This window comes from Bartonella tamiae Th239, from assembly GCF_000278275.1.
GTDB classification, from domain to species: domain Bacteria; phylum Pseudomonadota; class Alphaproteobacteria; order Rhizobiales; family Rhizobiaceae; genus Bartonella; species Bartonella tamiae.
In genome coordinates, this window is record NZ_JH725147.1 from 962,316 (window position 1) to 974,312 (window position 11,997).

Annotated in this window: 11 protein-coding genes; all 11 read right to left on the minus strand. The window is 36.5% G+C overall.

What is annotated here, in order from left to right; genetic code table 11:
- Nucleotides 1-78: 78 nt before the first annotated feature.
- On the minus strand, nt 79-993 hold the full coding sequence (locus ME5_RS04265; RefSeq protein ID WP_425338830.1) for an ABC transporter substrate-binding protein: 915 nt from the start codon (nt 991-993) through the stop codon (nt 79-81).
- A gap of 94 nt (nt 994-1,087) precedes the next feature.
- Nucleotides 1,088-2,917 carry an amino acid ABC transporter permease/ATP-binding protein gene (locus ME5_RS10875; protein ID WP_008038785.1) on the minus strand — a complete coding sequence of 610 codons (1,830 nt, stop codon included), beginning with the start codon at nt 2,915-2,917 and terminating at the stop codon, nt 1,088-1,090.
- A gap of 12 nt (nt 2,918-2,929) precedes the next feature.
- The gene (locus ME5_RS04280; protein WP_008038786.1) at nt 2,930-3,499 is read right to left on the minus strand and encodes a GNAT family N-acetyltransferase; all 570 of its coding nucleotides are present in this window, start codon (nt 3,497-3,499) and stop codon (nt 2,930-2,932) included.
- Between the two features lie 12 nt (nt 3,500-3,511).
- Nucleotides 3,512-4,114 carry an FMN reductase gene (gene msuE, locus ME5_RS04285; protein WP_008038787.1) on the minus strand — a complete coding sequence of 201 codons (603 nt, stop codon included), beginning with the start codon at nt 4,112-4,114 and terminating at the stop codon, nt 3,512-3,514.
- Between the two features lie 32 nt (nt 4,115-4,146).
- The gene (locus ME5_RS04290) at nt 4,147-5,478 is read right to left on the minus strand and encodes an LLM class flavin-dependent oxidoreductase (RefSeq protein WP_008038788.1); all 1,332 of its coding nucleotides are present in this window, start codon (nt 5,476-5,478) and stop codon (nt 4,147-4,149) included.
- A 22-nt stretch (nt 5,479-5,500) separates the two neighbouring features.
- Nucleotides 5,501-6,505: an MsnO8 family LLM class oxidoreductase gene (locus tag ME5_RS04295; RefSeq protein WP_008038789.1), complete on the minus strand. Its 1,005-nt coding sequence runs from the start codon at nt 6,503-6,505 to the stop codon at nt 5,501-5,503.
- Nucleotides 6,506-7,368: 863 nt separating this feature from the next.
- The gene (locus ME5_RS04300; protein WP_008038790.1) at nt 7,369-8,376 is read right to left on the minus strand and encodes an ABC transporter ATP-binding protein; all 1,008 of its coding nucleotides are present in this window, start codon (nt 8,374-8,376) and stop codon (nt 7,369-7,371) included.
- A gap of 1 nt (nt 8,377) precedes the next feature.
- Nucleotides 8,378-9,115 carry an ABC transporter permease gene (locus ME5_RS04305; RefSeq protein ID WP_245256490.1) on the minus strand — a complete coding sequence of 246 codons (738 nt, stop codon included), beginning with the start codon at nt 9,113-9,115 and terminating at the stop codon, nt 8,378-8,380.
- Nucleotides 9,116-9,162: 47 nt separating this feature from the next.
- Nucleotides 9,163-9,984 carry an ABC transporter permease gene (locus ME5_RS04310; protein WP_008038794.1) on the minus strand — a complete coding sequence of 274 codons (822 nt, stop codon included), beginning with the start codon at nt 9,982-9,984 and terminating at the stop codon, nt 9,163-9,165.
- On the minus strand, nt 9,981-10,784 hold the full coding sequence (locus ME5_RS04315; protein ID WP_008038796.1) for an alkaline phosphatase family protein: 804 nt from the start codon (nt 10,782-10,784) through the stop codon (nt 9,981-9,983). The genes ME5_RS04310 and ME5_RS04315 overlap by 4 nt, the downstream gene beginning before the upstream one ends.
- Nucleotides 10,785-10,836: 52 nt before the next feature.
- Nucleotides 10,837-11,898, minus strand: a complete 1,062-nt coding sequence (locus ME5_RS04320) for an extracellular solute-binding protein (RefSeq protein ID WP_008038797.1) — start codon at nt 11,896-11,898, stop codon at nt 10,837-10,839.
- Nucleotides 11,899-11,997: the final 99 nt, after the last annotated feature.

Sequence of the window (11,997 nt, forward strand, 5' to 3'; positions counted from 1 at the left end):
ATGAAAATACTGAACACAACACTTAAAAAGATGATCGTTTTTTTAATTTGAAAAATAGACATAACTTATCCCTTAAGATCAAGGTGTTTTGGGAAGGCCACGGGGATTGATAAGTGATTGGGGAACAGTTTCTTCTTTTAAATTCCATCTCGTAAGAATTTTGTCATAGGTTCCATCTTTAATCAAATCGTTTAATATAGCCGCCATAGGTTCGACAAATCCATTATCTTTTGGTATGGCAACGGCGATTTCCGCCGTTAAGGGCCAGCCACCATTAACCGTACCAACGAGTCTTGTTTTTCCGGTTGTTGCAGAAATGTAGGATTGCATGGCATTTACACTAAAAATGGCGTCAGCACGGTTGCTATCAAGTGACAATGTTTGCAGCGCTTTATCATCATAATACTGCACTTGTATAGGTTTAAGGCCGTTCGCTATATTTTGCTTGTCCCATTCAAGTAATATTTTTTCCTGATTGGTTCCTGCATCAGTTATAACGCGTAATCCCGCAATATCTTTTGCTTCTTTGATTTCTTGAATAGGACTTTTATTTTTCACATAAATGCCAATAACATCACGACGATAAGTAGCAAAATCAAACTTTTCTTTTCGTTCTTCTGTCACAGTAATATTGGCAATGACCGCATCATATTTTCCACTGGATAGACCTAAAGGCCAGTCAGCCCAGATAATTTCAACGATTTCGAGTTTTTTTCCCATTTTTTGTGCAATTGCTGATGCTAAATCTATATCCAATCCGATAATTGTTTTGGCATCTGACGCATAATCATGAAGAGGCAGGCTACTTGCCGTATTTGTGGCGACAGTAAATGTACCTTTTTTAATAAAGGATAGATTTTCAACGTCTTTTACCCTTTGTGGATTGACAGTTGTCGTTGGGCGCCCTGTTTGTTCAGGTGATAAATCAAGTTTTACGGCTTCTCCATATGCAAAAGATATTGTAAAGATACTTGTGAGTAAAAAACCAAGTATAAATTTTATCTTTGTTCGCGGGCCTATCAATTTTTATCTCCTCTAAAATGATATCATATTATGATTTTGCATCGTTTAATTTTACAGATATCTTTTATGAAAGAACTTTATCAAGAAAGCTTCGTGTTCGAGAGTTTTGTGTTTGATTAAACACGAATTCAGGACTTCCTTGTTCTAAAATTTGTCCAGATTCCATAAAAACGACAGTATCTGCTATTTCACGTGCAAAAGCGATTTCATGAGTTACAACAACTAAAGTTGATCCCGTTTCCGCCAATTCTTTAATAACATCGAGAACTTCTCCGACCAATTCAGGATCAAGAGCAGACGTTGGTTCATCAAAAAGTAAAACACGAGGTCGTAATGCCAGAGCACGCGCTATGGCTACACGTTGTTGTTGTCCTCCTGATAATTGGCGGGGATAGGCATTGGCTTTGTCAAGAAGGCCAACACGTGCCAAAAGATCATAAGCTTCGTTTTGTGCATTTTCACGTGATTGATGTCTGACTTGTGTAGGTGCTTCAATAATATTTTCTAAAACTGTCATATGTGGAAAAAGATTGAAATTTTGAAACACCATAGCAATATCGATACGTTGTTTTAAAATGTCTTTTTCTTTTAACTCATAAAGTATTTGACCTTGTTTTTTATAACCGATAAGCTGACCATCAACATCAATAAAGCCCTCATCAACACGTTCTAAATGATTAATTGTACGCAATAAGGTTGATTTTCCTGAACCAGAGGGACCAAGAATAACAGTCACACTTCCAGGTTTTATTTCAAGATGGATACCATCTAAAACTTTATTTGTTCCAAAGTATTTTGAAACATTATGGATTGTAACACGTGCCCCATTGCCTGAATGAAGATCACGAAAACCTTTAATAGTGTTTTTTGTCGGTGTATGAGAAGGATTTATATCAAAAGGCTTCTGTAATTTACTTTGATCAGCATTGAGTATGTTATTTATTGCAGGTGTTTTTTTTAAAAATTTAAAAAATTTACCAAAGGGAAGATCAACGGGATTGCGAAGCGCACCTTTTGAGTAATGACGTTCAATATAATATTGCGCAATGGACAAAACAGTCATAATGACAAGATACCAAACTGTTGCAACCATAAGCAGGGGAATAACTTCAAGATTTCTTCTGTAGATAACTTGAACTGTATAAAATAATTCTGGCAAGGCCAAAACATAAACCATGGATGTGCCTTTAGCCAATCCAATAATTTCGTTAAATCCTGTTGGTAGGATTGAGCGCATTGCTTGCGGTAACACAATACGTAATGTTTGGCGTTTTTGGGATAATCCCAAAGACGCGGCCGCTTCATGTTGCCCCTGATCAACGGATAAAATACCCCCACGGACAATTTCTGAAAAAAAAGCCGATTGATTAAGCGTTAAGCCAATAAAAGCTGCTGCAAAAGGTGTGAGAAGCGAGACCATAGGATAATCAAACACGATAGTTCCATTGAAAGGATTTGCAATGCGTACACTTTCATAAAGATAACCAAGGTTATTCAATATAAGTAACAACACAATCAATGGAATTGACCGCATTAACCAAATATATGACCAAGATAAACCACTGAGTAAGGGTGATTTAGAAAGCCGTGCGAGCGCCAGAAGTGTTCCAAGTATGGACCCTGAAATTGTTGCTAAAATTGTCAACCAAATTGTGCGTAAAAGCCCCATAAGTACAGGTTCAGAAAAAAACCATTGGCTAAAAATAGACCATCCCCATCGTTCATTTGTGAAAATCGAAAAGGCGATCATACCAATAATAAAAATAGAAAAAATCGTTCCGATAATACGCAATGGATAACGTGCTGGGACAACTTTAAAGTCGGCATAATTTTGGCTTTTATTGCGCTCACTCTGGGTTAAGGCAGATAGTGCCTGATCGGTGGTCGATGACATTGGCTTATCTCCTCAAATATTAATAAAATGATGATTTTGAATTATCTGTTTCGGGGATGAAAAACCAGAAACTCTGTTTTGATTTTTTTTTAGCATTAAATGTGAAATATCTTTTTCAAAGGGAAGATGTTGATAGGCTTCCCAATCCCCTTGAAGATCAAAAAGATTTGTATAGTTGTTTTTAAGATAAAGCCCGACAGCTTCTGGTTGACGAAAACCTGTCGTCAAATATAATTGGCGATAGCCCTGTAATGCTGCTTGTTGTTCTAGTTCTAATAATATTTTTACAGCCAAGCCCTGCCGACGAAAATTTTCATCCACCCAAATGCGTTTAAGTTCTGCTGTTTCCTTATTGTAAAACTTAAATGCGCCACCACCAATGGCCTCATCATCTAACATCAGCAACAAAAAATTGCCTGTTGGAGGTGAAAATGCCGAAGGTGGATAACGATCCATCTCTGCCGCTGCACCGTCTTTATCGTAAAAGGTTCCATAACGATGATTATATTCATATAAAAGAGCATCACGCAGCCGTTTGGCCTTCGGATTATCTATTGATGTATAGTAAAAATACTGATCCATATTTTTTAAACTTTATGCTGTTATTTTGATTGAAGGCACAGTACGGTTTTGTGATTCTAGTGTGAAATCCACCGTATTATTTGTGTTTTTATGAAGAAACGGCGCTAATTGACTAACAGCTTTATCAATGCGCATGGTAAGATCTGCAGAAATAATGGCATGTTCGTCACCAAAGTCACGAGTTGCAGCATAGATGGCTGTAGGAAGACTATGCGCCATGAAAAATCCAAAAAGCGGACGCAACTGATGTTCAACCATTAGAGCATGGCGATCGCCACCACCTGATGCTGCAAGTATGATGGGTTTGGCATAAAGCAGTTCAGGCTCCATTAAATCAATAAAATGTTTAAACAATCCTGGATAACTGCCCTTATAAACAGGACTTCCAATGATCAGTGCATCGGCTTGTCCAATTTTATTTATAATTTTTCGCGTTTCTTGTGATAAATCTTCAGCACGATGAGCAAGTCCTAAACTTTGCCCGAGATCCGCCATCGTATACGTTATGGTTTCAATGTCATAAACCTGTGCTGCTTTTTGGACAATGTTTTCCACTAAAGCCGTCGTTTTGGAGGGATTGCTTGTGCTTCCTGAAAAGGCAACAATAGTATTCATGACATTTATCCTTATAAATTGCGTTTTGCTCATTAAGCAACTTGACTGGCATTTTTTTGCGTGTGACGATTAAAAAGGATGGATAACCCTAAATTTTCGCGCAACGTGGTTCCTTTTAGGGTGGGATCAAAATAACCACGCTGTTGTAATCTTGGTAATATTTCACCTGTGAAATCCTGAAACCCTTGTTCAGTTATCATCATGGTAAGGATGAAACCGTCAGCGGCACCACTATCTGCCCATTCAATGATGCGGTCGGTGACATTGTCATAAGTTCCAATAAGATCAGTTTTTGGCGTGGCTTCGTTTAAAGCAACATCACGAAGTGTTAATTTTTTTTCAGCCGCTTCACGTTTGATACGATCAGTTGTTGAACGGAAACTGTTTTGCCCAATGTTGCCTAATTCAGGAAATGGTTTGTCAATATCATATTGACTAAAATCATGATGATCAAAATAACGGCCAAGGTAACTTAAAGCATCATGAATATTGATGAGATTTCGGATAGCCAAATATTTTTCTTGTGCCTCTTGTTGCGTGCGCCCAACAATTGGATTGATGCCGGGAAAAATTTTAACATCTTGCGCCGAACGACCATGAGCTATCGCATTGTCTTTAATGTGTTTTGCATAAGCTTTGGCTTCTTCGATTTCATGGATATTACTAAAAACTGCTTCAGCATATTTAGAAGCAAAATTTATTCCTGATTGCGACGCACCTGCTTGAAATATCACGGGTTCGCCCTGCTTGGATCGTTGAATATTTAATGGTCCTTCAACCGAAAAAAAATTTCCCTTATGATTGGTACGATGCATTTTTTGAGGATTAAAAAATTCTCCTGACTCACGATTTCTCGTAAAAGCATCTTCTTCCCAAGACGACCATAAAGATTGTACAACATCAATATATTCACTAGCAATTTCATAGCGTTTTCCATGGTCTGGATGAGGGCGTCCGTAATTTTTAGCTGTTCCTTCAAGAGGTGTTGTCACAATGTTCCAAGCAGCGCGTCCACCGCTTAAAAGATCAAGCGATGCAAATTGACGTGCAATGGTAAAGGGATCACTGTAAGAGGTAGAGACTGTTCCACCAAGTCCAATTTTAGATGTATGAGTTGCAATCGCTGATAAAAGGGTTAATGGTTCAAAACGATTTAAAAAATGCGGCATGGATTTTTCATTGATATAAAGGCCATCAGCAACAAAAACAAAAGCAAGTCCTGCGTCTTCCGCTCGTTTGGCAAGATCAATCGTATAATCGATATTAACGCTGGCATCTTTTTGTGAAGAGGCATGTCGCCAAGAATTCATGTGGCCGCCTGCGCCATGAAGCATAAGACCAAAATTAAGTGTTTTTTTTGTCATCAGTTGTGTCCTTTTGCAGATTTTAAGCCGCTAATTTTTCTTGCGCATAAGCAAGTTGTGCAATTGTATCGATCCGTTCTTCCACACTCGTGGCAGGAAGTTCCAACATGAATTCTCTAATTCCGTATTGATTATGAAGATCATGTAATGTTTTATTGACAGTTTCTGCTGTACCCGCAATGATTTGTGTATGATGTTTTTCAATAGTAAAATCATGACGTCCAGAAAGTGCGCCAAATTCCTGAGCTGCCTCTTCGGTTAAAAGTGAATAAGTTTTGCCGTCAGAAAAATGTATTTTATAAATAAAGATCTGATCAGCGCGTTCTTTGGCTTCTTTATCACTACGCCCAATAATTGCTGCTAAAGCAAGTAAAGGTACGCCACCACCTGTTGCTTTTCGATAGGCGGATACAGTGTTTTTGAGCTTTTTATCACTGCCGTTAAGATGCCCAGCATAGCTTAGTTGCCACCCGAGATGGGCTGCTAGTTTTGCGCTTTCCACACTTGCCCCTAGCAAGAACCCGCGCGCTTTGGTTTCACTGCGAGGTGTTGCAGCCAATCCTTCGAAGCGACCAGCTTTTACCTCTTCACCGCCTAAAAATTGATTGAGAAGCTCAACTTTTTCTTCAAAATTCATGCGTGTTTCATCATGCATTTCACTTTGTAACGCTTTTGTCGTATGGGGAAGTCCACCTGGTGTTTTTCCAACGCCAAGATCGACTCTATCGGGTGCTAAAGAGGAAAGAACATTGAAAATTTCAGCCACTTTATAAGGGCTATAATGTTGTAACATAACGCCACCCGAACCAATACGAATATGTCGTGTTGATGCTAATAAATAAGCCACAAGAACTTCAGGAGCGCTGGAGGCAAAGTCATTGGAATGGTGATGCTCAGCAACCCAATAGCGGCGAAAACCAGCTTTTTCAGCAGCTTGCGCCGTTGCTACTGCATTTGCAAGGGCGTGCGCACCACTTTTATTTGCCTCTGTAGGGCATTTATCTAAAAGGCTTAAATCATAAACCATGCTTTTTCTCCTGCCAAATTTATGAACATCAAAGCATGGCCAAGATGTTTTATTTATAATCGGAGAAAATTGAGCACTTTGATAGCGGGTAAATTCTATTAAAAATAAGAGAATTAAAAAAGATTTTTATAATTGAGCTGATATTTAAATCCTATGACTTTAAATTTTCATTGCAATGCTCTTATAAGAATTTGGTGTTATTATTTTCAGGGTTTTATTATGACTGACATTTTATTTCTTTCACCAGCTAACTTTAAAGATCCAAATTTGAATGACCATCATTTTCTGTCCGCATTACTTACGCGTTGAAGGCGCTATGGAAATTAATAAAGATATATTGCACGATTTAGATGTTCATTAAATTGATTTTTTGCGTCCACACCAAGATTTCATTGCACTTGCTGGTGAAAACAATCAAACTTTACATTACTTATTTTAAAAAACGGAAGAACATCGTCTCATCATACAATTGAGCATAATGGTTTTAAATCGGTCGCAAAAACCAAACAAATTTTAGCAACCTTTGCTGAAATTTATGACATATCTATTTGACGTTAAATAAAAGATACGAAAATTAAAAAATGGTTTTTTTTGATCTTATATGAGTAATATTTCTATATTTATTTGTATGAGGTGACACTATATTGGTGAAAATATAAAAAATGCCTTATTTTTAAATGGTAATAATAAAATGATAGAGATCTATATTTTAGATATATTTAAAATATATTTATTATAAAAAATATAAATTTACAGTATTTACTAAATTAAGTTTATTTTTTTTATAATTTATTTTACGTTTTAATTAGTTAGTGTGTGCTTAATGGAATCAGGGAAAGAGGCTTTATTATTTTGTGTCTATTTTAATTCTGAGGCAAAGTGTGTATATCTTTCGCAAAACATGAAAGTGTTAAATTACTTCCAATTTTTGGATATTCTATATTATAGTGATTAATGCAATCGTAAATTAACTCAAGGTCATCATTGAGAATATGAATTCGTAAAAATTGTCCCATAATTTGAACTTCAATGACCTCACCATCTACTATAAAATCCGCATCTTTGTTTTGATTTAAGTGAAAACTTGTTGGATGAATAATATAAGTTTTATTGATTTTTTTATGTAATAAGCGGGAGACATGATGAGGTGGAATTATATTTGCATCTCCTAAAAAATGAGCAACAAATAAGTTTTTAGGTCTATAAAATATTTCTTGTGCTGTGTCGCTTTGAATAATTTTTCCCTTGTCTAATATTGAAATTTGATCCCCTAGCATGAGCGCTTCTTCTTGGTCATGTGTAACGAGTATCGTTGTTAAGTTGAATTGACGTTGCATTTGCTTAAGATTATACTGTAGTTTTTTTCGTATTTGTGCATCTAAAGCGGACAAGGGTTCGTCTAGTAATAACAAGGATGGCTCTAAGATTAATGCTCGTGCTAAAGCGACGCGTTGACGTTGTCCGCCTGAAAGATTGCTTGGAAAATAATCAGCATAGTCTCCCATTTGCATCATGGATAACATATTTTCAATCTGGTCTTTAATATCACTTTTTGAGAGTTTACGTTGCTTCATACCAAAAGCAAGATTTTCGCTTACAGTCATATTCGGAAACAATGCATAGTTTTGAAACACCATAGCTAAATTGCGATCTTTTGGGCTTAATACATCTAATCGTTGACCTGACATATGAATGGTCCCACCAAAGTTTTTTTGAAGCCCGGCAATGTTGCGTAGCAAGGTTGTTTTTCCGCAGCCTGATGGGCCAACCAAAACATGAAATTGGCCTTCTCTGATATTAAGATTTATATCATCTAAAATTTTCTTTTCGCCATAATAAAAACTAAGATTTTTTATTATTAAACCTGACATATCAATATTTCCTCAAAAGACGGTTTTGTATGATCAAAGTTATTATTGTCATGATGAATAAAAATAAAAAATATATGAGGATCATCGCGCTTGAAAGAGATCCACTTTGTGTGCGGTGCGCATAAATGTAAATTTGTAAAGTTTCATACTGTCCACCTACAAGAAGATTGGCATAGACAAATTCGCTCATGAGTAAGCTGAAATTAAGAACAGTTGATAAAAAAAAGGCAGGTATGAGAAGCGGTATGATAACTTTGATAAAGATTTTTTCATCAGTCGCTCCCACTAATCGCCCAGCATCTAAATAATCTTGTACAGGTATGGCGTTTAACGAATTTTTAAGACAAATATAAAACATCGGAAAACATAACGGTACATAGACAAAAATAAGGATCCAAAGTGTACCGTTAATCTGTAATGGTGGGACTGAAAAAACTTTTATATATCCGACGACGAGAACAATGCCAGGTATTGCGTAGGGTAAAATAACAAAACGTGATAACCAGCGGTCAAGTGCTGGCCAATAAGTATGCGCAATTAAGATAGCAGGTGTAGTCAGAACTATTGCTAAAATAAGCGATAAAATAGAAACTGTTAAACTTCTTAATATTGCATAGTGAAACCGATTTTGTGTGAGAATAGTATATAGCCAATCAAGTGTGAACCCTGACGGTATGATAGTCTTGGACCACTGTGTAGATACAGCATTAATGGATAATGCAACTAAAGGTAATAACATTATTCCAGTTATGATAAATATTAGCAATTTGGCATAAAGAGATTGTTTCATAACGTTGTCTCTTTGCCTTTAATAAGCTGACTAATTCCTACGCATAAAAGCAATATAATAAGTAGGCAAACAGCAAGCGCATTTGCAAGACCAGGATTGGCAAATACATCTCCTGCTACAAGCTCACTAATACGTACTGTAACGATACGCGCTGAAGTGCCAATAAGTGTAAAAGCTGTCGCATAAGCACCCATTGCATTGGCAAAAAGTAAAATAAAAACTGCTATAATTTGTCTAGAGACAATGGGAAGCCCAATTTTTGTCCAAAACCGATATTTTGTAGTGCCCATTAAAACTGCGGCTTCCTCAATATCCTTTGGTATTGACTGAATGATAGGTATGATAAGAATAATACCAAGTGATATCTGAAAAAAGGAATATGTTAATATCAGACCAGTGAAACTATAAATATTGATTTCTTGAAGCAAACCAACTTTGATCAAACCTTTTGTTAACACTCCATTCACCCCAAGCAATATAATGAAAGAAGTTACTGCAGGAACACCTGCAAAATTAGCACCTAAGTTTGATAAAGCCGTTGCAATATGTCTTGATAATCGACTACTCGCGCGTAAACTGATAGAAATTGGTAAAGCAAAAGTTATTCCAATCAAGGTTGAAATTAATGATAACTGTATTGTAGAAATAAATGCGTTAAGATAAAATTTTGAATTTATAATGCGTGTATAAAAAGCAAAACGGTCACTATGATGACCTAAAGAACCTATAAGAACACTCCAAAGCGGCAAAGCTATAATCACGGCTAAAAACATGATAAAGGGTAAAGCGTAGAGGCATGATCGTGTTTTTATACTCATAATGTAATTGTACCGACAAAGGGGGTAAAAATTTCGTTTGGAATATTTAAAATTTTACAGCATAAATCGGCAATTTGAATTTGTGCTAAATTAACTGGCTCATTAATTTGAAATCCTAAATTATAAAAGGGAACCTTTGTTTCAGACAGTTCTGGACCTCCGTGATTACCCTCATCGCTCATACCATGGTCAGAAGTGATAATGATTTTATATTCTTTATCAAGCCATAAGGGCAAATAATTGGCAAGCAAGTCACTAGCTTTTCGTGCTGCATTTCTATAATTTATAGAATTACCACCATATTTATGTCCTGCATCGTCTATATTCATTGGATGAAGCATTAAAAAGTCTGGATTAAAGCATTTTATTAGCATTTCAGCATCTGCAAAAAGATGGCTATCTGGATAATCATCTTGCCAATAAAACATACCGTATTGAATTGGTTCATGACTATTGATGAGAAGGCGATCCTCAATAGGATTAAAAGGCGTTTTAACGTAGAGTTCACTAACCCAATGATAGGCGGCGGCAGCAGTTTTTAAGTTTGCTTTTCGCGCGAGTGAAAAAATGCTATTCTCATTTGATTTTCGTGTAATTGCATTACTTACAATGCCATGATCCAATGGAGTGCGACCAGTTAAAATCGTTTCATAAAGAGGACGAGAGATCGCTGGTAATTCGCAATTTATCGCTGTACACTGTGCCTGTTGAGCACTTACTTTTGCTTCTAAATAACCAAGGCATTGACGCGCAGTATCATAGCGTAAGCCGTCTAAGACGATAAGGATAAGTTTTGACATAATTTTCTAAGATTTTTGTTAGCATTTGGGATGTGAATTCGTCTAACCATATTCACATTTCTGACATGACTTTTTCTTGCCAAAGTTCACCGATTTTTGGAGCGTTTTTTTGCCAGAGTAAAGAATTTATAGGTTTAGCGTTTTTGTATTGTTCAGATGGTAACATTTTTTTTTCAATTTCTGCTGGTAATTGTATATGGTCGATACGAATAGGTCGCGCATATCCTCGTGCGAGATTGATTTGTCCCTCATCTGATAAAATATATTCGCGTGCTAATTTTGCAGCATTTGGATTTTTAGCGTATTTGTTAATAATGGTCGCATAACCGGAGGTGACAGAACCGTCAGATGGAATTACAACATGATATTGTCCATTACCTACAAGATCCCTATAGTTGAGGGCATTAAAATCCCAAAGGGCTGCAACCTCTACTTCTCCACGTTCTAAGCTGGCAGGATTGACTGAATTTGATAAAATCCGTCCTTGTTTTGCTAGATCAACAAACACATCAATTCCAGGTTCTAAGTTCTCTTCACTGCCACCCATAGCTATTGAGGCAGCCAAAATGCTTGCATTTTCTTGCGCTGCATTTCCGACTTTATTAATTGAAAATTTATAATTTCCATTTTTCAAATCTGCCCAACGCTTTGGAGGGTTTTTGATTTCATTAGATACGATAAAGGCGATAGTACCTGTATATCCTAAGACCCATAATCCATCATCGTCTTTTGCCCAGTTAGGGATTTGATCCCATGTTGTTGGCTTATATGCCATAACTAAATCTTTTGATGCTGCTATGGGACCAAATTCTAAACCGACATCCCCAATATCAGCAGAAGCATTTTGTTTTTCGTTCTCAAATTTGGATAATTCTTCTGCCGAGCTCATATCCGTATCAAAGTGTTCAATAGAATATTTTTCTTTTATATCGCTCCATATACCTTTCCAATTTGCCCAATTATCAGGCATACCTACAGAATTTACTTGCCCTTCGGCCTTAGCCTTCTGGATAAGTTCAGACATATCAGCATGAGAAATATCTATAAGTGTTAAAAAGGCAGACAATGATATTATTGAGATTTGCATGAAAGGCAAAAGTGTTAAGCGTAGCATAATGAAACCTTTGAAATTATTTTGCCCTAAAGATTTACATTTTAAAATGACAAATTATTTAAGTTTTTATGACAGATTTGTGAATTTACTTGATAGTTT